Origin of the sequence: Candidatus Nitrosopumilus sediminis, from assembly GCF_000299395.1 — an archaeon.
Classification (GTDB): domain Archaea; phylum Thermoproteota; class Nitrososphaeria; order Nitrososphaerales; family Nitrosopumilaceae; genus Nitrosopumilus; species Nitrosopumilus sediminis.
In genome coordinates, this window is record NC_018656.1 from 749,743 (window position 1) to 775,453 (window position 25,711).

General features: G+C 33.0%; 39 protein-coding genes and 1 tRNA gene. 15 read left to right on the forward strand and 25 right to left on the reverse strand.

Annotated elements, in window-relative coordinates:
* Nucleotides 1-236 precede the first annotated feature (236 nt).
* From NSED_RS04660 to NSED_RS04670, 3 genes are all read right to left on the reverse strand, one after another.
* Complete coding sequence (locus NSED_RS04660; RefSeq protein ID WP_014965096.1) at nt 237-548, reverse strand: hypothetical protein; 312 nt, start codon at nt 546-548, stop codon at nt 237-239.
* A 71-nt stretch (nt 549-619) separates the two neighbouring features.
* On the reverse strand, nt 620-1,069 hold the full coding sequence (locus NSED_RS04665) for a hypothetical protein (RefSeq protein ID WP_016940357.1): 450 nt from the start codon (nt 1,067-1,069) through the stop codon (nt 620-622).
* 50 nt (nt 1,070-1,119) lie between these two features.
* Nucleotides 1,120-1,689 carry a PDDEXK family nuclease gene (locus NSED_RS04670; RefSeq protein ID WP_014965098.1) on the reverse strand — a complete coding sequence of 190 codons (570 nt, stop codon included), beginning with the start codon at nt 1,687-1,689 and terminating at the stop codon, nt 1,120-1,122.
* A gap of 358 nt (nt 1,690-2,047) precedes the next feature.
* Between NSED_RS04670 and NSED_RS04675 the strand changes: the two genes are divergently transcribed.
* Entirely contained in the window at nt 2,048-2,875 is an 828-nt protein-coding gene (locus tag NSED_RS04675) for a hypothetical protein (protein ID WP_026090128.1), read from the forward strand.
* Here the strand turns inward: NSED_RS04675 and NSED_RS04680 are convergent.
* The 3 genes from NSED_RS04680 to NSED_RS04690 are packed head-to-tail and all read right to left on the reverse strand — an operon-like array spanning nt 2,868 to nt 5,249.
* Nucleotides 2,868-3,176 (reverse strand): PhlB family protein, encoded by a 309-nt coding sequence (locus NSED_RS04680; RefSeq protein WP_014965100.1) that lies wholly within the window; start codon nt 3,174-3,176, stop codon nt 2,868-2,870. The genes NSED_RS04675 and NSED_RS04680 overlap by 8 nt on opposite strands.
* Nucleotides 3,173-4,282: a thiolase family protein gene (locus NSED_RS04685; protein WP_016940355.1), complete on the reverse strand. Its 1,110-nt coding sequence runs from the start codon at nt 4,280-4,282 to the stop codon at nt 3,173-3,175. Before NSED_RS04685 ends, NSED_RS04680 begins: the two co-directional genes overlap by 4 nt.
* A gap of 1 nt (nt 4,283) precedes the next feature.
* Nucleotides 4,284-5,249, reverse strand: coding sequence for an LLM class flavin-dependent oxidoreductase (locus NSED_RS04690; RefSeq protein WP_014965102.1), 966 nt, complete (start codon nt 5,247-5,249; stop codon nt 4,284-4,286).
* Between the two features lie 333 nt (nt 5,250-5,582).
* Between NSED_RS04690 and NSED_RS04695 the strand changes: the two genes are divergently transcribed.
* Together NSED_RS04695 and NSED_RS10275 are read left to right on the forward strand one after the other, a co-directional pair.
* Complete coding sequence (locus NSED_RS04695) at nt 5,583-5,801, forward strand: hypothetical protein (protein WP_014965103.1); 219 nt, start codon at nt 5,583-5,585, stop codon at nt 5,799-5,801.
* Between the two features lie 130 nt (nt 5,802-5,931).
* Nucleotides 5,932-6,099 (forward strand): hypothetical protein, encoded by a 168-nt coding sequence (locus NSED_RS10275; RefSeq protein WP_016940353.1) that lies wholly within the window; start codon nt 5,932-5,934, stop codon nt 6,097-6,099.
* Between the two features lie 11 nt (nt 6,100-6,110).
* On the opposite strand, the gene NSED_RS04700 is transcribed toward NSED_RS10275, so the two are convergent.
* The 4 genes from NSED_RS04700 to NSED_RS04715 all read right to left on the reverse strand — a co-directional run bounded on the left by NSED_RS04700 (nt 6,111) and on the right by NSED_RS04715 (nt 8,734).
* On the reverse strand, nt 6,111-6,779 hold the full coding sequence (locus tag NSED_RS04700) for a nucleotidyltransferase family protein (RefSeq protein WP_014965105.1): 669 nt from the start codon (nt 6,777-6,779) through the stop codon (nt 6,111-6,113).
* Complete coding sequence (locus NSED_RS04705) at nt 6,780-7,028, reverse strand: hypothetical protein (RefSeq protein ID WP_014965106.1); 249 nt, start codon at nt 7,026-7,028, stop codon at nt 6,780-6,782.
* Nucleotides 7,029-7,168: 140 nt separating this feature from the next.
* Nucleotides 7,169-7,558 (reverse strand): hypothetical protein, encoded by a 390-nt coding sequence (locus tag NSED_RS04710; protein WP_014965107.1) that lies wholly within the window; start codon nt 7,556-7,558, stop codon nt 7,169-7,171.
* A gap of 30 nt (nt 7,559-7,588) precedes the next feature.
* Nucleotides 7,589-8,734, reverse strand: coding sequence for a 5-(carboxyamino)imidazole ribonucleotide synthase (locus NSED_RS04715; RefSeq protein WP_014965108.1), 1,146 nt, complete (start codon nt 8,732-8,734; stop codon nt 7,589-7,591).
* 106 nt (nt 8,735-8,840) lie between these two features.
* Between NSED_RS04715 and purE the strand changes: the two genes are divergently transcribed.
* Entirely contained in the window at nt 8,841-9,413 is a 573-nt protein-coding gene (gene purE / locus NSED_RS04720; protein ID WP_014965109.1) for a 5-(carboxyamino)imidazole ribonucleotide mutase, read from the forward strand.
* A 1-nt stretch (nt 9,414) separates the two neighbouring features.
* Here the strand turns inward: purE and ilvA are convergent, their stop codons facing one another.
* Both ilvA and NSED_RS04730 read right to left on the reverse strand, forming a co-directional pair.
* A complete protein-coding gene (ilvA, locus tag NSED_RS04725) occupies nt 9,415-10,746 on the reverse strand; it encodes a threonine ammonia-lyase (protein ID WP_014965110.1) in 1,332 nt (443 codons plus the stop codon).
* Between the two features lie 61 nt (nt 10,747-10,807).
* Entirely contained in the window at nt 10,808-11,647 is an 840-nt protein-coding gene (locus NSED_RS04730; protein ID WP_014965111.1) for a hypothetical protein, read from the reverse strand.
* Between the two features lie 205 nt (nt 11,648-11,852).
* Here NSED_RS04730 and NSED_RS04735 point away from each other — a divergent pair, with 205 nt between their 5' ends.
* Nucleotides 11,853-12,650, forward strand: a complete 798-nt coding sequence (locus NSED_RS04735; RefSeq protein WP_014965112.1) for an adenylate/guanylate cyclase domain-containing protein — start codon at nt 11,853-11,855, stop codon at nt 12,648-12,650.
* Between the two features lie 13 nt (nt 12,651-12,663).
* Here the strand turns inward: NSED_RS04735 and NSED_RS10475 are convergent, their stop codons facing one another.
* Nucleotides 12,664-12,810, reverse strand: a complete 147-nt coding sequence (locus NSED_RS10475; RefSeq protein ID WP_016940350.1) for a hypothetical protein — start codon at nt 12,808-12,810, stop codon at nt 12,664-12,666.
* A gap of 135 nt (nt 12,811-12,945) precedes the next feature.
* Here NSED_RS10475 and NSED_RS04740 point away from each other — a divergent pair, with 135 nt between their 5' ends.
* Nucleotides 12,946-13,317 carry a hypothetical protein gene (locus NSED_RS04740; RefSeq protein ID WP_014965113.1) on the forward strand — a complete coding sequence of 124 codons (372 nt, stop codon included), beginning with the start codon at nt 12,946-12,948 and terminating at the stop codon, nt 13,315-13,317.
* Nucleotides 13,318-13,379: 62 nt separating this feature from the next.
* Complete coding sequence (locus NSED_RS04745; protein WP_014965114.1) at nt 13,380-13,766, forward strand: hypothetical protein; 387 nt, start codon at nt 13,380-13,382, stop codon at nt 13,764-13,766.
* On the opposite strand, the gene NSED_RS04750 is transcribed toward NSED_RS04745, so the two are convergent.
* From NSED_RS04750 to NSED_RS04765, 4 genes are read right to left on the reverse strand one after another with little or no spacing between them, the layout of a single operon-like run.
* Nucleotides 13,763-14,176, reverse strand: a complete 414-nt coding sequence (locus NSED_RS04750; protein WP_014965115.1) for a VOC family protein — start codon at nt 14,174-14,176, stop codon at nt 13,763-13,765. The genes NSED_RS04745 and NSED_RS04750 overlap by 4 nt on opposite strands.
* A gap of 36 nt (nt 14,177-14,212) precedes the next feature.
* Nucleotides 14,213-14,431 carry an Lrp/AsnC ligand binding domain-containing protein gene (locus NSED_RS04755; RefSeq protein WP_014965116.1) on the reverse strand — a complete coding sequence of 73 codons (219 nt, stop codon included), beginning with the start codon at nt 14,429-14,431 and terminating at the stop codon, nt 14,213-14,215.
* Nucleotides 14,425-14,664, reverse strand: coding sequence for a hypothetical protein (locus NSED_RS04760; protein ID WP_014965117.1), 240 nt, complete (start codon nt 14,662-14,664; stop codon nt 14,425-14,427). Before NSED_RS04760 ends, NSED_RS04755 begins: the two co-directional genes overlap by 7 nt.
* Nucleotides 14,665-14,698: 34 nt before the next feature.
* On the reverse strand, nt 14,699-14,968 hold the full coding sequence (locus NSED_RS04765) for a hypothetical protein (protein WP_014965118.1): 270 nt from the start codon (nt 14,966-14,968) through the stop codon (nt 14,699-14,701).
* 214 nt (nt 14,969-15,182) lie between these two features.
* Here NSED_RS04765 and NSED_RS04770 point away from each other — a divergent pair, with 214 nt between their 5' ends.
* A complete protein-coding gene (locus NSED_RS04770; RefSeq protein ID WP_014965119.1) occupies nt 15,183-15,473 on the forward strand; it encodes a hypothetical protein in 291 nt (96 codons plus the stop codon).
* A 227-nt stretch (nt 15,474-15,700) separates the two neighbouring features.
* On the opposite strand, the gene NSED_RS04775 is transcribed toward NSED_RS04770, so the two are convergent.
* Nucleotides 15,701-15,774 (reverse strand) — tRNA-Phe (locus tag NSED_RS04775).
* Between the two features lie 44 nt (nt 15,775-15,818).
* Nucleotides 15,819-16,355, reverse strand: coding sequence for a cob(I)yrinic acid a,c-diamide adenosyltransferase (locus tag NSED_RS04780; protein WP_014965120.1), 537 nt, complete (start codon nt 16,353-16,355; stop codon nt 15,819-15,821).
* Between the two features lie 91 nt (nt 16,356-16,446).
* Here NSED_RS04780 and NSED_RS04785 point away from each other — a divergent pair, with 91 nt between their 5' ends.
* Together NSED_RS04785 and NSED_RS04790 are read left to right on the forward strand one after the other, a co-directional pair.
* A complete protein-coding gene (locus NSED_RS04785; RefSeq protein WP_014965121.1) occupies nt 16,447-16,980 on the forward strand; it encodes an HD domain-containing protein in 534 nt (177 codons plus the stop codon).
* Nucleotides 16,973-17,203 carry a hypothetical protein gene (locus NSED_RS04790; protein ID WP_014965122.1) on the forward strand — a complete coding sequence of 77 codons (231 nt, stop codon included), beginning with the start codon at nt 16,973-16,975 and terminating at the stop codon, nt 17,201-17,203. Before NSED_RS04785 ends, NSED_RS04790 begins: the two co-directional genes overlap by 8 nt.
* Here the strand turns inward: NSED_RS04790 and NSED_RS04795 are convergent.
* Nucleotides 17,200-17,499 (reverse strand): hypothetical protein, encoded by a 300-nt coding sequence (locus tag NSED_RS04795; RefSeq protein ID WP_237737712.1) that lies wholly within the window; start codon nt 17,497-17,499, stop codon nt 17,200-17,202. The genes NSED_RS04790 and NSED_RS04795 overlap by 4 nt on opposite strands.
* A gap of 74 nt (nt 17,500-17,573) precedes the next feature.
* Between NSED_RS04795 and NSED_RS04800 the strand changes: the two genes are divergently transcribed.
* Together NSED_RS04800 and NSED_RS04805 are read left to right on the forward strand one after the other, a co-directional pair.
* Complete coding sequence (locus tag NSED_RS04800) at nt 17,574-17,921, forward strand: hypothetical protein (RefSeq protein WP_026090126.1); 348 nt, start codon at nt 17,574-17,576, stop codon at nt 17,919-17,921.
* A 51-nt stretch (nt 17,922-17,972) separates the two neighbouring features.
* A complete protein-coding gene (locus NSED_RS04805; protein ID WP_014965125.1) occupies nt 17,973-19,196 on the forward strand; it encodes an ornithine cyclodeaminase, nickel-pincer nucleotide-dependent in 1,224 nt (407 codons plus the stop codon).
* On the opposite strand, the gene NSED_RS04810 is transcribed toward NSED_RS04805, so the two are convergent.
* From NSED_RS04810 to NSED_RS04825, 4 genes are all read right to left on the reverse strand, one after another.
* Nucleotides 19,197-19,934, reverse strand: coding sequence for an RAD55 family ATPase (locus NSED_RS04810; RefSeq protein WP_014965126.1), 738 nt, complete (start codon nt 19,932-19,934; stop codon nt 19,197-19,199).
* Nucleotides 19,935-20,006: 72 nt separating this feature from the next.
* Nucleotides 20,007-20,858: a TrmB family transcriptional regulator gene (locus NSED_RS04815; protein WP_014965127.1), complete on the reverse strand. Its 852-nt coding sequence runs from the start codon at nt 20,856-20,858 to the stop codon at nt 20,007-20,009.
* 129 nt (nt 20,859-20,987) lie between these two features.
* Nucleotides 20,988-21,638, reverse strand: a complete 651-nt coding sequence (locus tag NSED_RS04820) for a hypothetical protein (protein ID WP_014965128.1) — start codon at nt 21,636-21,638, stop codon at nt 20,988-20,990.
* Between the two features lie 5 nt (nt 21,639-21,643).
* Nucleotides 21,644-22,189, reverse strand: coding sequence for a hypothetical protein (locus NSED_RS04825; RefSeq protein ID WP_014965129.1), 546 nt, complete (start codon nt 22,187-22,189; stop codon nt 21,644-21,646).
* 274 nt (nt 22,190-22,463) lie between these two features.
* On the opposite strand from NSED_RS04825, the gene NSED_RS04830 reads away from it, so the two are divergent.
* The 3 genes from NSED_RS04830 (at nt 22,464) to NSED_RS04840 (ending at nt 25,134) form a co-directional block, all read left to right on the forward strand.
* On the forward strand, nt 22,464-22,919 hold the full coding sequence (locus NSED_RS04830; protein WP_014965130.1) for a hypothetical protein: 456 nt from the start codon (nt 22,464-22,466) through the stop codon (nt 22,917-22,919).
* Nucleotides 22,916-24,571 carry a hypothetical protein gene (locus tag NSED_RS04835; RefSeq protein WP_014965131.1) on the forward strand — a complete coding sequence of 552 codons (1,656 nt, stop codon included), beginning with the start codon at nt 22,916-22,918 and terminating at the stop codon, nt 24,569-24,571. The genes NSED_RS04830 and NSED_RS04835 overlap by 4 nt, the downstream gene beginning before the upstream one ends.
* A gap of 116 nt (nt 24,572-24,687) precedes the next feature.
* Entirely contained in the window at nt 24,688-25,134 is a 447-nt protein-coding gene (locus tag NSED_RS04840) for a hypothetical protein (RefSeq protein WP_014965132.1), read from the forward strand.
* A gap of 92 nt (nt 25,135-25,226) precedes the next feature.
* Here NSED_RS04840 and NSED_RS04845 read toward each other — a convergent pair whose 3' ends face one another.
* Nucleotides 25,227-25,709 (reverse strand): hypothetical protein, encoded by a 483-nt coding sequence (locus tag NSED_RS04845; RefSeq protein WP_232212411.1) that lies wholly within the window; start codon nt 25,707-25,709, stop codon nt 25,227-25,229.
* Nucleotides 25,710-25,711 lie beyond the last annotated feature (2 nt).

Here is a 25,711-nt window from a genome sequence, read left to right on the forward strand (position 1 = left end):
ATATGACAAAAAAATGCAGTTGTTATGATGATAATTAGGTTTTAAAATAATTATTTTCGTTTAGGACCAGATCTTTCATGAAAATTTAAACAGCATTTGCATTCTTTTTGCAAGCATTCTGATTCATTATGATGGCCACAAATTCCACATTCACAGCTTTTTGACATGATATGGGTTGTTTGATTTAGAATATAATTTATCCACCAATTTTTTATGAGTTTAAGGTCAAAATGAGATTATTTTTTAGATTTTGACTTTTTTGCAGGTTTACCCTCTAGTTCTTTTTTGATTTCTTCTGCTTTATTATCCACTGCTTTAATTATTTCTTGGATGAGTCCATCCAAATCGCTGTCTTCAGGCTCTGGTTCAACAGTACTTGCAATTTCATTAATTGTGGTTGAAATTTCAGAACTAACATCTTCAAAACTTTCAGGATCTTCGTATGCTGCATTGTATAGATTTTTCAAGTTGTTTACGTGGCCAATTACCTGTTCAGTTATTACAATTTTGTAATCCGTTCCGTTGACATCAAATTCTTTTGAACTCATGATATTTTTCAATATCTTTTGTTTATAATGTTTTCAGGTAAAAATTAATCATGTTGGATGTAATTTATGATCTAAAATACGATATAGTCAAGTGCTGAAGCGTCACTGATTAATCTGGTATGTTTTGAACCTACCACATAACCATTTTTGATATCATCTGCTGGGATCCACCTGTTGGTGGAGGAGTAATGACGCTTTTCAGCTAATTCTCTTTCAATGGATTCAATATCAAATTCTGCTTCTTCCACCTGTTGAGTTGTAAGGTGTTTTATTGTAACCAAAATTTTTGTTACTTTAACACGATCTCCGAACTTCCATTTTAATACTGGATTTTCATCAGAAACTTCTAAGACTTTGATCTTCATTTGTTTTTTCCCAAATGCATCATGACTGATCAAAATTCTCTCATCTGTAAACTCTTCAAAACTTATTCTTGAATTTACTTCCGCATCAGAGACTGTCTCTAACAGAGATTCTGTAATTTTTTCAGTAGATTCAATATTAGTTCTGTCTTCAGACATACTGTTACATGACATCTTATCCTTAAAAACGATTTGAAGATGCTTTCAAGTTAGGCACTAGTTCGTTGTTTTGTTTTAAATGGCATTTTGCATTCTTTGAGGAAAATTTCCTTTCGAACCCCTTCAATTTTTGTAAAAAATTTGCCTTCATATGTACAAACACAGTCTGTTATGGCTAGGGATTCATCCCATATTTTGAAATATTCTCGTAATTCCCTATTTTCATATTCTCCAACACCAATTCGTTTTTTTGATAAAAATTTGAATGCCAACAGAACTTTTCTTTTTTTGTAAATGTCAAAAGTCTTAATCCATTCTAAGCAACGCTCAATTTGATCTGCAGGCACAGGCAATGATGTACTAGTTCCAGATTTTGCCTCAATTGTAAATATGGTGCTATTTTCTGTATTTACAGCTAGAACATCAGGTAAGGCAATACTGGGTGAACCTAATCTGAATGCTTTCCAATTTTCTGCACTGTTGAATCTTTTCACTATTGTGTCCTCCCATTGATACCCTCTCTGTCTACGTGTTCTCGCTACTTTTTGATTTAGTATTGATTTTTCATAATTCTTTTGTTTTGTAAGGGTTAATGATTGTAATTTCCTTCTCAATGGCATTTTGTTCTTCTATTACATATAGTAAAGTAGGTAATTATACAATAACTCAACAAAATAACATGTACAAGTCATTTTCATCTTAACATTTTAAAATCTAAAAACGATGTATTTTTTGATGTCTTCAAATGAATTAATCCTTGAAAATCTTCTGGAACGACGAGATTTGAATTTGACTATGTTGAAACATTTGGATTTTGAATTGATGATGGATCCTACTGAAAAAGAAATACTGGATATCAAAATCCTTCAAACTGACACAGTTAACCAATTAAAAAAAATAGAGCAAGAAATTGCTTTTTTGACCTCAAAAAAATCCCAAAATAAACGAGTTTATCAAACCCCATTCATAGAAAATACCATGCAAGATGAACTTGGAAAGAATTTAATTCATGTTAAACAGATATTTGCAAAATCATATGAGGGAAATTCCCATATTCAAGAGGTAATACCAACAGAAATTTCAAAAAAATTTCAAATTGATCTTAAAGATTTAAAACATCTTCATGATTTTGCACTTAAAAATCCAATTTATCATAACCATTACGAGCAAGAAATTGATGGAATTTTATGCACAGTCTATGAGGGGGACATTAATGATTACTGGTTAAACAGCATAAAACACGGTTCAAGCTGTCAACCATTTTACCCAACATGGATTATGTCTGCATTTATCATGACTTTGTTAGCTAAAAAATTAGGTTATTCTGAATTAGTTGATATTGGCTCAGGAGATGGACGTATAGCATATTGTGGAAATATTGTTGGACTAAACTCCCACAGTATTGAAATTGATGATGTGTTAGTTGAATTACAAAATATTATTTGCACGTCTACAAAACAAAATTTTAATCCTATATGTTATGATGCCCTGGAATTTGATTACTCTTCTTTGAATCTCAAAAACCCAATATTTTTTATCGGAGGACTAGCACAAATGGGGGGAGATGTTTTAGCTACAAGCATTATTGATAAGATTAATTCAATTGAAAATCTGAAAAAAGATACGGGAATTGTATTTGCAGGAACCAATACAAAACGTCAGCTATCTGAGAATTTAGAAAATGGTGGATGGAGTTCATTAATTGAAAAACATGATCTAAAAGTAATTGACACTGTATCATTACCTACAATCTGGACATTTGATCAAGATGTTGAAACACCCTACATCTATACAGAATTCAAATAACATGAAAAAAGTAATTTCCATTACTAATGCCGCATTTTGATATTTCCACTGATTGTCCTATGTTGGGAATTTTAGGGATTTTTGCCATGATCCTAATTGCATCTTCAAATTCCACCAAACAGAAGTACTCTTCATTTTGTCGTGAAAATTCTATAATTTTACCCACAAAAGGTCCTTTTTTTAACAAAACTTTTCCAAAACAATGGTTACAAAGTTCTGATGGAGGCCATACAATTTTTTTACATTCTGCACATTCTGGAATGCAAAATAGTCCTTCATTTAATTTTGATTCAAAATTCATGTCTCTAAAACCAATACTGTCGAAGATGTCGCCGCAGCAGACATGTTGTGAACTAATCCTGTTTTAGGCTTATCAACTTGTCTTTTACCTGCATTTCCTTGGAGTTGTTGTGTGATTTCTATTGTTTGTGCTATTCCAGTTGCTCCTAATGGATGACCTGAACCAATCAATCCTCCTCGGGGATTTATTTTAAAATTATTTGTATTGTGTAATTCTTCAATCATTTTCATCCCATATCCTTCTGCTGAAAATCCTAATGACTCTAATGCCATAGGTTCGCAAACAGAAAATGCGTCATGAATTTCTGCAACATCTACATCTATGGGGTTTTTATTTGACATTTTCAGTGCTGTTTGACCTGCAAGTTTAGTTGACTCCATTGAACTAAATGAACTATTCTTAGTAAAACCTGCAGAAGTAGTTTTTTGACCAATCCCCGTAATCCATATTGGTTTGTCTGTTACTTGTATTGCTTTTTCTTCTGATGCTAAAATTATGGATGCACTTCCCGTACAGGGTCTTGAACAATCTAATAATCTGAGATCTTCTGTAAGTTTTCTGGAATTTACTACCTCTTCAATTGTGTATGTCTTTTTTGATAAAGCATTTGGATTTTCTTTTGCTTGTTTGTGATTTTTTACAGAAACAATTGCTAACTGTTCATCAGAAATTGAAAATTTTCGCTTGTATGATTTTGAAAATATTGATGCCCAAAAAACAGGATGCTTGTATTCTCCACGAGAATTATCCCATTCTAATATCTGTCCAGGACTGTCGTACCTTTCAGCCCCTGTAACGAGTATCATGTCTGCCAAACCTGACGCAATGTAAGAATATGCTGATACTATGGAATTTGTGCCTGAATTACATAGACTCTCAATTGTATGGGCTATTTTGGGTTGAATGCCTGCCATTTCAGAGAGAATAGGGGACAGGTATTTTGAATTGTTATTTGTTGATACTAATACTGCATCTATCTCATCCCGATTAATTTCAGAATTGTTTCTAAAAAGTTCTTTTGCAGAATCTAACAAAACTGACTCAATTTTTTGATCTTCTTTAGAAAAAGGTGTAATGCCATGTCCTACTATTCCTACTTTGTTCATATTACTCATCCAAAAATGTTTTTTTAAATAATTTGAAAGAATCCATTGTATCTCCTATGGGATTAAATTGCAAGATGGGCTGGTTAATTCCGGCATTTACAAAATCTGTCAATTGATTTTTGCATTCATCAGATGTTCCAGATATTGCCAGAGATCGAAGCATAGAATCTGTCACTAATTCATGGTTTGATTTGAATCCTGACTTTTTGAATTCACCATAAATATCAGACGTTTCATTTTGAAATCCATTTTTTGCTAAAAATTCTCTATAGATGTCTCCTACTGAAATATAAAATGCAATTGTCTTTTTAGCACGTTCAATTGCTTTTTCTGAATCTTCAGAAACGCAAGTGATCAATTGGCATGTGACATCAATTTTTTTCTTTGATTGCATTTTGGAAATTGTTTGTTTCATTTCATTTAATGGTCTTAGATAAAAAATCACACCATCTCCAACACCCCATGCCAAATCTACCATTTTTTGATTTATTGCAGCAAGATAAATTGGGATTTTATCTCTTTGTGGTTTTATCAGTAATGTAAAATTATTTAACTTGAAAATTTTTCCATCATAATTTACTTGTTTTCCAGACAGTATTAGCCGAATTATTTCCACATATTCTTTCATTCTCTGTAAAGGTCTTTCAAATTTGTAACCATGAAAGAATTCTACAATAGGTATGCTGCTAGTTCCGAGTCCTATGATCAATCTTCCATTAGATAATGAATCCACAGTTGCTGCACCCATGGCAATAGTGGATGGACTTCTGGAAAAGATGTTGATGATTGATGAGCCTATTTTTTGTTTGGTCGTCTTTGCCGAAACTGCTCCTAATATTGAAAAATTCTCCATCCCCCAGGTTTCAGGTACCCAAATGGTGTCTGTATTTGTTTTTGAGATAATTTCTGAGCATTGTAATACCTCATTTATTGAAAGTAAAGAGCCTAAACTACATGCTATACGCATGAAAATAGTATGTCTTTTGGATATTCTAGTGTATCTGTTTGATATATCATGGCAATATGCTTAAGTTAACACAGAATTTAGAAAGACATGATTCCAAAAGGAGACATACCTGGCGTGTGTATAGATTGTGGAGAACATATCACGTATTCTAAAAAATCTATTCAAACTCATACGGAATTATTAAAAAAACATAGATGTCCAAAGTGTGGAAATTTTGCATTGAAAACATTAAGTACAGATTTATAATTGTAAGTAGAAATTCTAAACTTTTTGGAGAATAAACAATACTCTTAAGTTCAATATTCTAATTTAAACAACAGTAGTTGAATATCTATGAATTTTATCACAAAAAAGGTCTTGGAATTTCAATACAAAAAATTAGATGATTCTAAAAAGAGATTAAATCAACATTTAGAAAAAAGAGAGTCTTTGATTAACACTAATTCTGATTCTAAAGAGCTTGAAAAAATAGAAAAATATATTGGAATTTGGAACAAGAATATCCAAAAAATAGAAAAAGAAATCAAAAAAATTGAAGAAAAGGAATCTTAGATTCTAAAATCAAATATCATGCCAAAAACTATAACATGAATGAGCCTAGGAATGGGCATTTAGCGACTAGTATTGTTGGTATAACTGTTTTAGTAATAGGTTAATTTTGATTGAGGCGGAAGATTATCAGATGATATGGGAATCAAAATCATTGAGCCAACATACATTCTCAGAAAAACAAGAGGAAAAGACAACCTTTTGGAATGATGCAACAAAATATGCTTCTATCAGCAAGGATGAATCTTTTGTAGAAGAATTGGCGTATTGTATGGTCACCTTACATAGAACTGGTGCATAAAAATCTAAACTTCATTTGATTATTTTATCTACTTCTAAAGCACATTCTTCCATATCTTTAAAAGAATCCACAGAATACCATTTTACATCTTTAAATTTTACAATGTGTAGTTTTCCTTTTTTTGCATAATCTGGGAAAACAGTTTTTTCAATATCTCCTTTAGCAGGTAAATCCAAAAGTATGTTTTTTTGTAGATGGTAAATTCCGGCATTCATCCATAGATTAGAAATTTCTTTTTTCTCTTTAAATTTTATAATTTTATCGTCTTTTGTTTCTAAAACACCAAAGTTTGTTCTTAATTCTACTGATGCAATTGAATTCAATTGAGTAGATAATTTTCTCAAATCAATGTTAGTTATTGTATCTCCATTAATCACAAAAAATGATTTGTCTTTGATCAGTTTACCAGCTTTTTTGATTGCACCTCCTGTCCCCAATGGCGTATTTTCAATGGAATATTTTATTTTGATTCCAATTTTTTTTGCATTCAAATGACTTTCAATCATTTCTTGTTTGTATCCTGTGCAGATAATTACTTCATCAATTCCAAATTTTTTAAGATATTTTAATTGCCATTCAATTATAGGTATATTTTTTATTGGAATAAGGGGTTTTGGAACATAATCTGTAATTGGTCTTAATCTTTTACCTCGTCCTCCTGCTAAAATAATTGCTTTCATCTAACTTGTTGAAGGTTTTTCAGGTTTTATGTTTTCAGAATTTACGAGATCTTCCATCTTTTTTGCAAATTCATTATAGATCTTTTCTAGCTCTTTTAATGGCATCTCAATGCCTAATAGTTTCATTGTTTTGTTCCAGGATTCAATATATTTTTCGTCATCTAGCCCCTTTCCCAGCGTTTCAGCTATGGAATGAACCCCTTCAGTTTTTCCTAAAGCGTAAATTGCAATATCTTTATCAGTCAACATGAGATTATTCACTCTCCGTCAAGTAATAATGTAATTCTGTATAACATTCTACACAGTATTCTTCAAAATCTGTGTGATCACAATCATAAACTTTGTTCACATCATTTTCACATTTTGCACAAGTTGGCATGTTTAATCTTTTAGGATTTTTTGATTTTAAGTATGCCTAATCCAATTTGAACTAGACCTGCTATGATTAATGGTATTGTTTCAGAGAGTATGCTTCGACCAGATGTTTCTTCCATTGCGTCTGCGTTTCCAATTACAACTGCCCCTCCTATTAGTATCAAAATACCTGCAATAATTATCATAATTCCAAGAGATTTTGATGATTCCTTTCTTGAAATGAAATATGCAATAATTGGTAAAATTAATGCAGGAAGCCCAAGTCCCATGCCTCTTACTTTATGATCAAATGGAATGAATCCTTCACCGGTATCTGTACTATATCCTACAATGACATCCATTCCATAGATTACCAGTAATGCAATAGCAATTCCTGTAATTATCAATGCAGGTGTTAAAGCCATAAACAGTTTCTTTCTCCTCAATTAATAAATCTAATTGGATGGCTTAACAATCATTTTGGGTTTTAGCGATTGTAATTTCTCTAATAACTCGTCAATAGTTTCACCATTAATCCCTACAATATTGACATGCCCCAATTTGCGCAAAGGTTTTGAGATCTTTTTACCATACATTTTCAAATATACTCCTGAATCAGTAATGTTTGGAGGCAAATATTCTCCCGTAAAACTTTCATCACCCAAAATATTGTACATCACTGAATTATGAATTAGTTTTGTACTTCCTAATTCTAATCCTAAAATTGCTCTTAAATGCTGTTCAAATTGAGATGTGTCACTAGATTGTAAGGTATGATGGCCCGAATTATGAACTCTTGGGGCTATTTCATTAATTACAACATCCTCATTTTTAGTAACAAACATCTCTATTCCAAAAATCCCTGCACCTTTTAGTACAGACATTGTCTTTTCTGCTATCTGTTCAGCTTTGTTTGATATATTTTTAGAAACTCTAGCCGGGGCAATTGTTTCTCTCAAAATACTTTCATGATGAATATTTTCTACTAGGGGATATGTTTTGATTTGACCCTTTGTGTTCCTTGAAGCAATCACTGAGACTTCCTTGATGAATGGAACAAATTTTTCTAAAAGAAGCGGTTGCCCTTTGAAATATTCATATGCTATATTGACTTCCTCTTCAGAATTAATTTTAAAATTTCCTCTACCGTCATATGCATCACGACGTGCTTTTAGCATTGCAGGGATGCCAAATTTTCCTAACCCCTTTCTAACATCCTCAATATTTTGTATTTCAATAAATTCTGGAACAGGGATATTATGTTTTGACAAGAATGATTTTTGTAATAATTTATCTTGAATAATTTTTAATGTCTCAGGTGAAGGATTAATTTCAGCTTTATCTTCAACAGATTTTAAAACATCACTATCTCCTGATTCGATTTCATATGTTATGATATCAGATTTGTTTGCGAGTTCGATTATTGCATTCTTGTCCTTAAAATCTGCAAGAATTTGTGTTGCCCCAACCTGTGCTGCAGGACAATTTTCAGTAGGATCTAATACAATTATTTCAGATATATCATTTGGCATATTTTTTGCAGCTTCGGCAATCATCATTCCTAACTGACCGCCGCCAATAATTCCAAGAATCCTTGACATTACAAGAACGCTAATTTTTGGATTAAAAATATCTAATGATAATCCAAATTACTTATCTGATTTTTGTAATAGAATTGTTAATTACTCGCTAGTTTTTTCTAATATCATGGCATATTCCAAAAAACCTCTGGTTGGGATCATCATGGGATCTAGTTCAGATAGCAGGATTATGCAAGGTGCAGCTGAAATTTTAGATGAGTATAAAATTAAACATGAAGATCAAATTGTCTCTGCACATAGAACTCCTGCAAGATTGGCAGAATATGCAAAACATGCAGAAAAAATGGGATTTAAAATAATTATAGCCGGCGCAGGAGGAGCTGCACATCTACCCGGAATGATTGCATCTCATACAACAATACCTGTAATTGGAGTTCCGATACTTGTTTACAATGATAAACATCCAAAAAAATCTGATACAAAATTTTCTGCATTTGGAGGATTAGATTCGTTACTATCCATTACTGAAATGCCATCTGGTTCACCTGTTGTGGCTGTTGGCATAAACAAGGCAGGTAATGCAGGAATTTATGCAATGAAGATGCTTGCAAATGAATTCCCTGATTTAAAAAATAAACTTCAACAACACAAATCTAATCAACATGATTCAGTAGTGAAAGAATCTGATCAGTTGAAAAAACAAGGTCTTTCAAAATTTACAAAAAACAAATTCAAGTAATTTAAGTTAGTAAAGTAAACTGGATGTTTTTTTCCTTTAAAGCATCAATCAATGATTGAGCTTGCTCCCTTCCTTGTGTTTCTAAACTTAATGTTACTCCTGCAGAACCTGCATTAATTGCAGAACTCAGTCTGTCATGAACCACTTCTACGATATTTGCATTAGCCAAAGTAATTTCATCAACTATTTCTTTAAATGCCCCTGGTCTATCAGGCAGCATAATTGATAATTTGAGCAAGCGACCCATGGCTGCAAGACCCTTGTCTACAATTTGTCCTAATAGATACATGTCTACATTTCCTCCTGCCAATACTGCAACAACTTTTTTTCCGATAGATGGTTTTTTAGAAATCAGATATGCCAAGCTTGCAGCCCCTGCTGGCTCTACTACAAATTTCATTCGTTCCATCAACAGAAACATTGCTTTTGTTATTTCTACATCATCAACTAGGACTATTTCATCAATGAGTTCTTTGATAATTGAAAATGTCAATTGCCCTGGCACTTTCACTGAAATGCCGTCTGCTATTGTTCTCTCTCCACCACTGGCAGTAATTGATCCTTGTTTTACTGAATCATACATTGCTGGAAATGACTTTGACTGAACCCCTATTACTTTGATTTGGGGATTTTTTTCTTTAATTGCAATTAACGCTCCGGCTGCCAACCCTCCTCCCCCTATAGGTAGATAAATTTCATCTACATCTTTCAAATCTTCTAAAATCTCAAGACCAATAACACCCTGTGCTGCTATAACTTGAGGATCATCAAATGCATGTATCATAGTAGCACCAGTTTCTTTTGCAATTTCTTTTGCTTTGGATGAGGACTCGTCATAATTCACCCCTTCAAGTATTACTTTGGCACCATATCCTCGTGTTGCAGCCACTTTAGCTGGTGAAGCGTTTTTTGGCATTACAATGGTACACGGAATTTTCTCTAATGCAGAAGCAAATGCAACTCCTTGTGCATGATTACCTGCAGATGCTGCAACAACCCCGTGTTTTTTTTCTTCATTAGATAACGATTTAATTTTAAAATATGCTCCTCGAATTTTAAATGAACCTGTTTTTTGTTGAAATTCTGCTTTTAGATAAATGTCAGAACCTGTCATCTCGCTGAATGTTGGAGAATGTATGAGAGGTGTTTTTCTTATTTCATGCCCTCGTAATGAATTTGCTGCAAGTATATCATCATATGATGGGTCCATTGGAAATGATGCTATTGATTTACTGTATTTGACTTCTTCTATACAAAATTTGCATCTTTGGTCAAATTTTATGCGTAAATTATCAGGAATGGCTAAATAGTCAAATATTATCGTTAAAAACATATCCAGGAACCGGATCTCCCCTTTGAGATAATATCTCATTATCCGGTTTCTTGGTTTATCATTAAGATTGAATAACGGTTTCTAATTCGGATAATCGTTTCAAAATATTTTCTTTTACAGAATCAGACATCTTTCTTGGATCAAACACCCCCTCACGGTTACCGTTTTTGATAAATTCTAAATCGAGTGTCAGCAAACATCCTTCTTCCCCTGCAACTAATCTAGGATCATCTATTAACACATTTGATGTTTGATATGTTTCAACTAACAGTGAATCTAGTTCAGAAAAAAGTTTGGATTTTTTTTCTGACATTTCTTGAAAATCAACACCTGCATCTTTTTGAATTTCTTCAAAAACTTTTTCTCTAAATTCATCATTTTCATAGAACACCTCAAATAATTTCTGGTGATCAAAATCTTTGTAACCCATCTCTTTTAATTTGTCTAAAACAATTTGATCACTATTATCTGAAAATTGTTCTTGTTTATTTTTTGCCACATCTACAATTTCAGACAGTTCTTTTTGACAATCAATTACTCTCTGAACTGGTTTGTAGTATAATAAAACATGGAACTGTAATGACAAATGCCCTGACAGCAAGTAACTTCCTTCTTTAATCTCAAATTTTGTGAAAATTCTTCGGACATCTTGATTGTTGGTAATTGATACATCTTGTACAGACCATTCTTTAAGAGAATCATTAATTTTTTGAAAATAATTTGAAACCAATTTTGGATCAAATGTTTTCTGCTCAATGATCGTAGAATCCCCCATCATGACTTTGACATTGATCATTTTTGTAAAATCAATCATTTTTGGAAGGTATGCTTTTTGAATTGATTCATTTTTTTTATTTAATAGTTGAATGAATTCATTAGATGATCTTGAACCTAATCTCACAATGAATAGAAAATAATCACACTCCTTAAACCTTCATCATTATATCTAAATAGATTGGATGGGAATCATAGGTATGAATACATCAGATATTGTCTGTGATAATTGTGATGAGATCATCATAGAATATTATCATGATGGCTACAGAGGAAGAAGGGGCAAATGTTCTAAATGTAATACAGATTTTCCCCTAGAATGAGATGAAAATATGACTGAAAAAGAGATTGAAGGTAAACAAGAATCAAAAAATGCAGATCCAGGAATTAATGTTGTAGATATGCTACTTAGCAAAAATCAGACTCAAACATTGGATTCTGAAACTATGATTTTAGAAACTCAGAAACGGGTTTGGGCTGCTCTCAAAAAAGGCTATGAGTATAGTGGATTAATTGATGAGTCTGATGCATTTTTGAGAAAGAATGTTTTTTCAAAATTAGATATGGTGGTACTCTATGTGGATTTGGTAGGTTCCACCACCATGACATTAGAAATGCCTGCCGAAAAAATTGCAATTATTGTAAGTTCATTTTCTCAAGAAATGGCAGCAGTTATCCGACAGCATCACGGCTATGTTTTAAAATTTGTAGGTGATGCAGTAATTGGGTATTTTGTTGGGGAGGGAATGCTTGCATCAGACAATGCTGTAAACTGTGCAAAGTCCATGATATCTGTCATTCAAAAAGGAATCAATCCTATTTTAGATCAATATGATTATCCTGATTTGATGGTGAAAATAGGAATGGATTTTGGCAAAAACATTGTTGTACGATATGGTTCTGATGTGGAAAATTCTCATGTTGATTTGATGGGACCAGCTATGAACATTGCAGCAAAAATTCAAAACATGGCAAGACCCAACCAAATCTTAATTGGAAATGATGTTTATCAAAGGTTACATCCAAAAACACAAAAAAAATTTTCATTAATAGTGTGGAAAAAAGAAGAATGGAAATATCGTTCTAGAATAACGGGTGAAATTTACAACGTCTATGAATTTAAAGGATGATTTAATTTTTTAATTATACTGTGAATTTGTCAGGGCATTCTACATGTTCATAATGATGTTCAGTGAATTTTTCTTGAACTACGTAAATTACAATTTTATGCAAATCTTGTTCTTTGATATCTTTTTTACATTTTAGACATGCTTTCTTTGATTTATCCATTTATCAGCGATCCAAACTGGGAATCTATAAGGATCTGCGATCAACTCAATTTGAGCTAAAACGCCTGAAGTTTAACTAAAGAGTATATCAAATGACTAAAGTAAGCCACAAATATAGCAAATATTGATGTTCATTATGGATAGTTTGGCAATTAATCACCTTCGTGACCTTTATGGATTAAATCCAAACATTCCTCATTTAGCATTTCAATTTCCAAGATTGCCACCAGGTCTATCAAATCCTATCTTCAAAATTCATGGGAATCCTATGAAAGAACAATTTTTACAAAATGCTGATACGATGGCTCAAAAACTACAAGGATTCCAGCATATGTATCAACAATATGCATCAGGGTTGCTTAGTATGAATTCAACAGTGATTCCACCAGGACATCCAGCATATACTAGACAGAATTCTATTGAAACACTCCAAACTGAAAACGACAAACTCTTAAAAGAAAATTTGGAATTAAAGAAAAAGCTAGAAAAAGAGACTAATTCAAAATAAATCCTAGTTCCAAAATTTGTAACTAGTCAATAGGCTTATTAATTTCAAAAATTAGTTTGATCATGGTTAAAACCCCTGCAGAAAAATGGAAAGATGCAGTTGTAAAATACAGAAAACAATGTCAAAAAATTTTAGAAATATCAGATAGTGTAAGATATGCAGGTATTGTCAATACATATGGTAGAACTTTAACTGGTATGATAAAACCAAATCTTAAACCTCTTTTACAGTCAGAAGATTTCAAAAATGAATTATTTGTTATATCCACATTGATTTCATTGAGAAAAAATTCTGTCAGTTCTATTGGAAAATTAGAATATGTTGTGTTACAACATCAAAAAATTACGATTTTGGTTTTACAAAAAAATGATGTTACATTCTATGTCTCAATTAATAGAAAAGAAAAAGGCTTAGAGAAGATTATCTCTTCAATTAAAAAGACAATCTAAGCTGGTGTAAATCCTCGATATCCGCCTGTTTGTTGATCTTTATCCTCAAAGCTAGGTTCGAATAATGAAATAAGATACTCATCAGGATCTAAAATTACTGCATTTTTTCCTGCATCTTTTTCAACAATATCACGATGAATTGTGACGCCCTTTGCTTTTAATTCATCAACAGCAGATTGTACATCGCCAACAAGAAAGCCGATGGTAATCCCATTTTCAATTGAACTTCCAATATGTTTTTCTGTCAATGATGCTGGATGTAAACTCAATAAAGCACCAGATGTGCCCAAATCAACCCAAGATCTTCTTTGATTTCTAATAGGAAGACCTATGATTTCATGGTAAAATTGTAGGGATTTGTCAATGTCTTTAACAGCTAAAATGACATTACCTACTTTTTTGATGTTCACAGATATACTAACTAGAAGTTCTTTAAATCCATTGCGTCATTGGACTTCAACCATGGTTTCAGTTCTATCTACGCCACTAATTTTCTGTATTTGATTTGCAACTTCTTTAATCTGAATTAACTGTTTTACATCAATTATGGCAACTGCATCAAATTGTCCGCTTGTTGGAAATGAATCTGCAACTGAGGGGATTTTTTTCAATCTTGCAGCAATCAATTTTTTTGGAGATTTAACTAAAATTATTGCTCTTACCATCCCATGTTAACCTCCACTTCAATTAGTGTTTCAGTTGTAACAATATCTTTGATTTTTTTAAAATCAATAACCATATTGTTAATTTCATCAATATTTCCTTGTAAAAGAACACTGATGTCTGCTCTTCCTGCAACGACCATGATTTGTTTGATGATCTTTCTTTTTTTCTTTAGAATTGCAACAACTGCATCTACTTTTCCAGGTTTTACTGTGATTAAGCAAAGAGCGCGCATAACTAGTGTATGTCACCGGATCGGATAAAGATTCCTAGTCAAATGCCTCTTGAGAGCGAGCTTCTTCAAGATAAGCTCTTCTTTCCTCATTGACTTTTTCTTGATCAATTTCAATATCATCATCAACTATGACAATACCTAGATCTTCGGATGGTTCATCAACAATTTTCTTAGTTTTAGCTTTGGTTGCTTTAGCTTTGGTTGCTTTAGCTTTGGTTGCTTTAGCTTTGGTTGCTTTAGCTTTGGTTGCTTTTTTTTCTGGTGTTTTTTTAGTTGTTTTCTTTACTGTCTTTTTTTCAGCCATGAATGTCGAAAATCAAGAGGTGGGGTGGCTTTTAAAGATTATGCAAAATAAAGATGCCTTAAAAATAATCAAAATCAATCGATCAAGTAGTACATCGAGGTCAATAATTAACTCATGATTGACTTTATCATTAATTGATCTGTGTAATTTCTATTGGAGGTGAATAGATATAGCAACATTAGCAGATTACCAAACAATTGGAGATAGTGCATCATTGGCAAAAATAGGTGATCAATCATTTACAATTACATTTGTAGAAGATTCAGATTATACTCAGGGTGAAATCGTTACTAAAGGTGTAAAAATAACAACTAAAGAAATGTTTGAAATAGATGGAAATCATTTTAATAAATTCCACACTACACGTGTAGCAATAGTTAACAGATTCAAAAATGAGAAATTACGTGAAGACATCAACATCAAACAAATTCCACTGGGTCCAGTAAAATGCATCTCTGAAAAATCAGCATCAGGAAAAAGTTTCTTTAACTTAGTAGATGCATAATGAAAAATCATGAAAAGGTATTCCACCTTTTCTTTATTTCTAAAGAAAAGGGAATAAAATGAAAACCAATAACAGTACAACAAATATCTACTTAATACTATTGTAATTTTCAAAAAATACTAACAATTTAGGGAAATCTAATCCCCCCACATTCTAAATCGTCGATCAAAACTCTAATCAAATTATATAGAAATTTTCATCCAAAAATAATTCTATGATTGAAACAGTGCCGCGGGCGGGATTTGAACGCGCGACAGCCCGGTCTTCAGCCGAGTGCTCTCCCAGGCTGAGCTACCACGGCACTTAGAAAAAAAGGATTATGTTGAGGAATTAAAGTTTGTCTTTTTAGATCTTCCAGGGTATATCTTCCCTGTTTTTTCTTTTATTGATTAAACGACCCATTACAAAAAATAAATCAGATAGTCGATTTAGGTATTTGATACAATTGGAGTTTATTTCATCTTTTTCACTCAGCTGAACAGTTTGAGATTCTGCTCGTCTAACGACTGTTCTTACATAATGCAATTGTGCTGCCGCTGTGTCTCCGCCAGGTAAAATAAAATTTTTCAGTGGAGGTAATTCTAATTCGAATTTATCAACATATTGTTCCAATTTTTTAATCATGTCTAAGGATACTCTATTTTTGACATCATTGAGGTTGGGGTTTGAAAGATCTGCCCCAACCAAGAAAAGGTCATTTTGAATTTCAGTCAAAATCTGACGTACATCATCATCTAATGAATTTGTTAAAACAACTCCAAGAGAAGCATTTGCTTCATCAACAGTACCATAGGAAATTATTCTTGGGTGGGATTTTGATATTCGGTAGTTTCCCTGCAATCCGGTATTTCCATCATCTCCTGTTTTGGTGTATATTTTCATAATTTACTATTTTAGAAATAACTATTATGTGATTCGAAATTGAAGAATATGAAAATTCATTAGTAGAAAATATCTTCCAAATAACAATATAATGATAATTAATTTTTTTAAGACTGCTGCTAACCTAAAGAAAATACAAAGACAGGGATGGATAGACAAATTATCAATTGACAACCCTGAATCCGTAGCTGATCATTCATACTCTATGGCAGTAATGGGTATGGTATTATCAGATTTGGAAAACTATGATTCTGAGAAAATACTGAAAATGATTCTGCTTCATGATTTGGCAGAATCAGAAATAGGAGACTATGTTCCAGGGCAAATCACACATGAAAAGAAACTAGAATTGGAGAATGACACATTTTACAAAATTTTAGAAAATTTGCCTTCTGAAATAAAATCACAATACATGAAAATCTGGCAAGAATATCAAGACAGCAACTCCCCAGAATCCAGACTAGTCCATCAAATTGATAGATTGGAGATGGTCCTACAAGCAAAAGTGTACGAAAAAGAAGGACATTCTAAAGAGAGCTTGTCTTCTTTTATTGAATCAGCTAAAAAGGATATCGTTCATCCAAGATTAAAAGAATTATTTAGAATAATCATAGAAGATGATTAAAGAAATGTCAGACAAAGATGAACTAATTGATGCACAAAAACAAGTGATTGGAATATTGTTTGAAGTAATCAAAAGACTACAGGCAAATAATGATCTTGATGAAGAATATTTTCAAATTATATCAAAAGAACAGAAAGATGAGATCAGAATTAAAGAGATTCAAAACGAAAGAAAAGAGAATGCAAAAATTGTTGGCAGATTATTAGAGCAATTAGAGACCTAGTTTCCACAACCACAATCATCATCAGATATGATTCTTAAATGAGCTGTTTGTTGATATTTGTCTTGAATGTAATTTGCAAGATTCACTATTCGTATTCTTGGCTCTCGTGTTGTCCAATTGCCTTCATTTTCAAACCAAAATTCAATTTCGTCAAGATCATATCTTTCATTTTGCTCAACAAGACCTTTGAAGATTAGCTTAATCTCCTCTATTTCAGATTCAGTTAATTTTGATTTATCCTCAACCAAGGTAGTAATTTCGTTTAATTTTATTATTACATTGTTTGTTAGTGGCATGTATTTTCTGATTTGAATTTCTATAACAATCTTTAGAAGAAAAATTGTTATAGCAACCAGATCCATTGGAATTTATGCAATATTTTCAGGCTTTAAAACTAGGCCAAAAAAGAGTTGCAGAGGCAAGAGAGTACCTCAACACTTTGACTAACGGTAAAGCAATGCCTGCATTAGCTCTTACAGATACTAAATCTAATGTATGGTCTCCAGTTGGAGAAGAAAACCTGTATGCATTTGTAGATGAATCTGCAGGTTTTGTATTGACTGACAATAGTGGCTACATTCTGGCTCTTGTTGACAAGACGGGAGCATCTAAAACAATAGTTCAGGGTATAACAAAACAACAAAAAGAGATTTTGGAAAAAGCATTTGAAAACGACAATATTCCAAAATTTGAGGGCAAAGTTATCTTACCAGTATAGCCTCAAGAAAAAAACGTAAGCTTTAGTTATGATATAATATCCAATAATAAAATGGGCAAATTTTCTCAAGAAATCGAAGTTGGGGGTCATTTGATTGACTCTTCAATATTGACTAAGATTTTTGACAAGATCATGGATCTTCATGGAGAATTTCAAGTTGAAGAAATCGATATTGGAAAAAAGAAAGGAGATCACTCTTTTGCACGATTGTTAGTTACAGGAAAGAATCAAAAACACTTAGACGAAATTTTAGAAACCGTTTATCGACTAGGTGCTGTATCTAAAATTCAAAAACAAATCAAACTAAAAAAATCACCAAAAAATTATGTGATGCCAGATGACTTTTACAGTACAACAAATAATCATACAAGTGTTTTCCATAAAGGCAAATGGATTCAAGTGGAAAATATGATGATGGATAAATGCATAGTTGTAAAAGGAAACAGGGCATTTTGTGTTCCAGTAAGAGATGTAAAAAAAGGGGATGCCATAATTGTTGGAGAAGACGGAATTAAAATTACACCACCAGAACGTCCAAGAGAAGGAGTTAATGTTTTTGAATTTATGGGAAGTTCCAGTTCTAGTGAAAGACCAACCCAACACATAGCAAAAAAAGTTGCAGATGATATTTACAATACAAAAAAGAAAGGGGGAAAGATTGTGATTGTAGGCGGTCCTGCAATTGTTCACACTGGTGCAGATGATGCAGTATCTTATTTGATCAAATCAGGATACATTGATGGAGTATTGGCAGGCAATGCCTTGGCAGTTCACGATATAGAATATGCTACTTTGGGAACATCGCTTGGGATGAATGTTCATGATGCCACACTAGCTTACCATGGACATAGAAATCACATGGATACCATTAATGCAGTTTTCAAAGCAGGCTCTATTGCAAACATGGTAAAAAGTAAGAAATTAACCAAAGGAATTATGTATGAATGTGTAAAAAACAATGTCCCATTTGTTTTGGCAGGATCAATCAGGGATGACGGGCCTTTACCAGATGTAATTACAGATGTAGCACAAGCGCAGCGAGAGTATAAAAAAATCCTAAAGGATGCTAGCATGGTAATTATGATTTCAACAATGTTGCATTCCATTGCAACAGGGAATATGCTTCCTGCAAATGTCAAAGTAATTGTAGTTGATATCAGTCAACCAACAGTTACAAAACTAATGGATAGGGGAACATGGCAAGCATTGGGAATTGTATCTGATGTTGGAGCATTTTTGCCAATGGTTGCAGAACAAATTAAGAAAAAGAAATAATCAAGGAGACAATCTTGGATGGCGTAAAATTAAACCATCTGGGCCAAGCTCGATTGGATGTATTTGCTCACTGTGTTTTATTCCACGCATTTTTGTTACCTGAATTGTTCTCTCCATGGTATCCTCTACTCTCATATGATGTAGTTGAATAATTCCAGATGTGACAAACCATTCTAATGGTATTTCATCATTTTCAGAATATTCTGATAAAATCAAAGTTGTAACTCCAAAGTTCTCCAAAGCCTGAACCATTCCCTGAAGTCCCTGTCTCATGTAAAATTTATCAGAATATTGCATGGCAAGAATTGTCACAGAATCAATGACTACTCTCTTTGCCTCTATTCTTTTTACACTACTTAGAATCAGTTTTGTTAAATGCTCAAACGGTAATTGTTCTCCTCTGTATAAAGAATCATCTTTTCCTATCAGACCATCTTCGATTTTGAAAGGTCTTGCATCAATCATCAAAATTTTATCTTGAGATATCAGATCATCAAAATCCCATCCAAATGACTTGCAGTCATTTCTTACTTCGTCTAGATTCTGAGAAAGTGTGATGTATACCCCCGGTTCATCAAAGTCTTTAGCACCTGAATAGAGGTATTGCAGACCAAATGTAGTCTTTCCACTACCTGGAGGCCCAGATATTGTCACTGTACGATTTTTCTTCAATCCCCCAGATATTACAGAATCTAATCCAGGAATTCCTGTCTTTACTTTGGAATATGTAGAATCCATTTCTAAAAGAATTTACTGGAATTTTCTATATAAATACGGAGACTGTTTTGATTCTAACAAAAATACATTTGATTACAAATGAGTATTTTTGGAATTTTTCCAAAGTGATTCAAAAAGCAATTTCATTGAGTATACCATGGATTTTGAGTTGGTCCACATGGCAAACATCTCTTCAGTAGAATTTGCGTTTTTAGTAAAGAAGAGCATCTCTCCTCCGTCTTTGATTATAAAACATAGATGATTCTCAATATCTTTGCCTAATTTTTTGACATTCTTTCTATCCAGATCATCAAAGATGTATGTTGTTTTGTCAGTACATGCACTGAGCAATCTAAAGTCTTGCTTTGATTTGACAAAGGATTCTAGAAAATCTCCGTGATATAATTTTAGGTAATCTTTTTCGGATCCTAAAATTAAAAATTCATCATTGTAACTGTCAGTCATTTCTGTGATTTTTGAATGGATTTGGTTTGATCCTTGAAGCATCTGGAATTTTTCTTCAGCCTCTTCTTGTACTGCATCAAAGGCAGGGATGTCATCCCATAGTTCAGACAATCCTTTCTCCATCTGCTCTAGAGATTTCACGCGTTCTTTTTCAGAATTTACCAATATCCAAATTGCTTTGCTTAATGGTAATGCAGTAAACTGTATAGGATGCTGAAATGTTGCAGAAACAATTCCCTTGTTTTGTAAAGCAGATAACAGATGATATGTTTCAGTTCTTGGTAATTTTAATGCCTTGCAAACTTCTGGAGCAGTCTTTGCACCATACTTTCCAAGATAAATAAACACCTTACTTTGGTTAGATGTCAAACCATATTGAGATAATTCTGTCTGAACTTTTTCAACAGATAGTTTGTATTCATACATTTGTGAATCGGGTGTAGAGTCAAATACGGATGTTTGTGTTGTTTCTTTTGCCATGTTTTTTCAGGATCATCCAATAGAAAACAGTAGATAATATTGTGATATAGCTAATTTTGTTAGATCGATTTGATCGTTTTCGTCAATTTTTTGATATTCATTAATGGTAAAACCAGGCATGGAAAATTACTATACGCCTATTTTTATGATGTTTTCAACAGGTTCTGCTTTTCCTGTGTAGATCGATTTATGGCTGAATTTTTTGCGAACCCCTGCAGATTTCAAAAATGCCAGCTCCAAAATACCTTCAGCCCCTCTAAACACAATACAACCCATATCTTCTTTGAGCCCCTTCTCAATGACATTGTTGAGAGTAGCAAGTGTCCTTTTCAGATTCTCTAATCTTGCTTTTAGCTCCTCAATTGCTTTAAAATACAATTCAAGCTCACCTTTCAGACCAATTCCGTTATACACAAGAATCATCTCATCAAGATTGTACCATTTATCGCTAGTTTTTCGTTTTGATTTCTTTTTCTTTTCACGGGGTTTCTTTTCATCAGTCTTTTTTCCATCCATAGTTTCATCCGATTCTTCATCAATGGTTTCATCCGATTTTACATCTGTTTTCTTTTTTGATGGTTTTTCATTTAGTTCTACTCCGAGTTTTTCTTTAAGAGCCAAAAATTCAGGATCATCTGCTGATTCTTCTTCATTAATTCTTATTTTTTCTCCAAGTAGATTAGAGTATTCTGCAATAGTGTTTTCTGTTTCTTCAATCTCTTTCTCTAAATTTCTTTTAACAGCATTGACAGAATTGAATCTCTCAACTAAATTTTTCATAATAGCTATTCCTCTTTAGAGTCAGATATTGTTGGAATGTTTTCTTTTAATTGGCTGATTGTACTGAGTTGTTTTGTGGCAGTACGCAAGAAGGTGATCTTTTCTGCAAGGTATGCTTTTTGTGCAGATATTAACTCTAAGAGTTGCGGAGTAACATATTCGACAATTTGTGTGATAATTTCAGGAGAATAATCTGTGAATTTTTTGATTTCAGTTTTTCCATTTGATAGTTTGATTATTAGTTTTAAATCTGGAAGCATTGTTACTGTAGAGTCTGATGGTAGATTGAAAATTCCCGGATGTACTGGAGTTGAAAAAGACAAGAAACTAGTTATTACTTTTAGTGCATTATGCAAATCTCCAATTACAGTATCTTTTTGGTCTTCGAGTTCGTAAATTTGCAGGGATTCCTCCATCAGAGTGTTAAGCTGTGTGAGAGTTTTTGCATTGATATCAGCAGGATCTACTGGAACTTGTGGTTCAGAAACTGTGGTTGTTTCTGGAGCCTGTGCATCAGATGGTGTAGTGTCTGAAGATTCCGCCGATTGCATGATAAAATGAGATCAAAAAATTACATTAAAAGTTGTATGTACCTTAATGTTACAGATCTTGAAATCATATCAAATGGAATTTTTTATGCCTAAATTTGACTTGTTTTAACGGATTAAGGTTACAATGAAGGAAAAATATGACAGTTTATTCGGTATGAGTAACAAATTTGAGATCGAATAAAATTATACATTATTTGTTTTTGTTAGGCGTTAATGTAAGTAATTTACACATACATACGGGTTGATAATAGCAAATTTGATTAGATTTAGAGGTATGTTCAAGGCTAAAAAGAGACGTGCGTTAAGTGCTGTTGTTACGGGTGCAATATTACTCTCTGCCGTATCAGTTATGGGAATTACAATCGTTGCGTGGGCAAATTCCAATTTACAAACACATCAAGCAGAATTAGATCAGATATTTGCAGATAATCACAATAAAATTAATGAAAGAATCACTATAGAACATATATGGTTTGGAACGGATGGTACAAAATTCTATAATGTCACATTAGGAAATACAGGAACGTTGGGTCTTAATGTAACTGAAATCAAAATCCATGATATAGATTTTGGACAAATACAACCCACACCTTATTCTAATGCAGGAATTCTTAAAGATGAGAGTATGTCATTTCAAGAATATTTTCCATGGGTTTCAGATCGTCTATATGAAATTTCAATCACTACTAACAGAGAAAATATTTTCCAAACAGAGGTTCTAGCACCATGAAAAGTAGAAGAGGTCTAAGTACAGTAGTAGGTGCAGTATTTTTTGTGATTGCTGCAACAACTGTAATTACATACATTTCATACAGTATGAATTCTATTGATGAATTTGCACAATCTGTGATTGTTTCAGAAGCCGAAAACATTAATCGAGGAATGGAAGAAATTTCAATTTCTCAAGCTAGAATAGTCGACAGTAAATTTAATGCAACGGTGATCAATACAGGTTCTTTACCAGTCAAACTTACTCGCTTGTGGGTTGTCGATGAAGATTCAGGATTAAACAGCAAAGAGGATCTTGATATTACCATCAACCCGGGAAATTTGGATTATATTGATGAATCCAGCATTCCCGCTGATTCTACTAAAAGTTATACGCTCAAAGCAGTTACAAGTAGAGGGAATATTGCAACATTTTCAGTATCTCCAGACGTTTCAACTCAAATACAATTAATTGTCCCTGCTGAAATTCAGCCATTAGAAAATTTTAGAGTAGTGTCCATGATTACTAATAATAGCACATTACCAAATAACATTGCAAATCTAGTCCCCACAATTGCAAGTAATGTAACATTGACAGAAATTGATGGTCCATTACCTCCAGCTATCCAAAGTTTACCACAAGGAAATACAGCAACGTTTACCTACACATATACTGCACCTGAAACAACTCAAGGATTATTATTTAACGCATCATATACAGGAGCTCCCACAGGATCTTTTGTAATATCCAATACTACGGTTGCTCTAAGTGGTGAAGCAGAAGCCGCAACTTCATCCCAATGGTCTCAAGCTGCAAGCCGTGTAGGTATTTTGATCAGTGGAATTCCAAATCCCATGAGTTCTGCTACGAATACAGATAATTTTGGGAAATGGGGAATTGGAATAATCAATCCCCTTGACCGAAATGTAGAGGTGTATTCCGTAGGAATTTTAATTCCAGATACTTCTTTGATGGATGGTTTTAACCCGATAGAGCCAAGTACAGGATGGTCATCTAGGGTTTCTGGTGACTATGAATTGTTAATATGGGAGGGCGGAACATCGCCTGTAACTATTGGTCAAAAAAGTGTAGGTCAATTTAGAGTGGAAACTACTTTTTCTCAAAATGCTTTACAAACATATCCTTACATAATTCAAGCTTTAACAAGTGAAGGGAAGCTTAGTGTTGAGTATACAGTTACATCCAATTCAAATTTTCCGCTAGTTAATACATTTTACACAGGAACACCATCGGATCCTCTAAATAATTGGACATACATAATCAGTAATATTCCATCAGGCAAGAATGAGCAAATCTTTAATGCAACAATCCATAATGGTGGAAGTACAATGGCCTCTAAAGTGATATTATTGATTTTGGTACCGGCAGATTTTAAAGATGTAGTAGATGAAAGTGCTGGTACTGGGGGATGGAATGAAGCGGAGATAGTCAAAAATCCGGATGGTAGCCATATAATTAAGGTTGAAACATCTAACATATCATTTGCATCGGATGATGTTTGGACATATCAATTTAATGCAACCAACCCAACGGTATCTGATGATAAATTATTTGTATTTCAGACAACCACAATATATCCTAGTTTCACAGGAGTTGGAAAATCTCAACTCATATCAGCACTCTCCGAAGCAGGCGTAGAAGTTGTCCCCTGATCGGGTATTTGAAAATTTATTTTATAGATAAACCTAATTTTATACGATCATGTCAAAAATTAGTGTATTATACCAAAATTACAAGCAGTTATCTATATAGCTGTTCTATATGTAGTATGTCTAAAACACATTTGGTATTGTTTGCTATTATTGCAATTACTTCATTGATGATGGTATCTGTGCAATATTCAGATGCTGCAAAAAATAGTAAAGTAGTTGTAGATATTATTGATGAAAGAATATGGGACAACACTGAAACTGGTGCTAGTAAGATATGTGAAGAAAAAAGTGTATCCACCAAAAAAACAGGATATCTAACCATCACACTATATGCTGATGGACATTTATCGTTAGAAGAAGAAAGTGTAAAAGATCATTATGATGCAGAGGGGAATTTAATTGGCAGTCTTCAAACATCTATCCGTGGCGACATAACGATTGATGAAGATGGAAAACAAAAAGCTCACGGCAAATTCAAGGTCAATTGCTTTAACGGTGAAAAAGGTCTAACTGGAAATACAGTGTTCATCATTCATAAAAATGGCAAAATAACACAAAATTAAAACTATTTTTATTTATTTTAAATATTTTTTGAGAACGTGCTCAAGAATTTATTTAATATAATAATAACGAAATGAGTTTTAAATCTTTAAGATTATACATTTGGTTGAGTCATATCCGGATTTTCAACTGAATCAGTTTCAGACTCTGCTTCAACTGGAACATCTATGGATTCATTTTCAACCGCCACTTCCTCAGATAATTCATTATCCACTCCTGCACCCATTTGACCTATTTTGTGAGGGGGACAAGAAACATTCAGAGTCTTTGACAACAAAAAGAATGTAGGAAATAACTCTTGATAAATTACAGTTAAAATTTTTGGAATGCCTTCATCGTCATTTTCTAAAATCTCATCTCGTTCCATAGTGTCACCAGAAATTTTAGCAGTTCCAGCAATTGACAATCTTACATTTTTAGGATTCGATAATGCAGTAAATTTGTAGGTAAATACAGATATCTCGTCATCACTTTGAACCTCGTCAATATTGGCATCAACATCATACTTTTCTAATTGAGTAAGTTTTGGATCATTTTTACTCATAGATATCGAATTCAAGTCGATCTGGGCTTTCATTG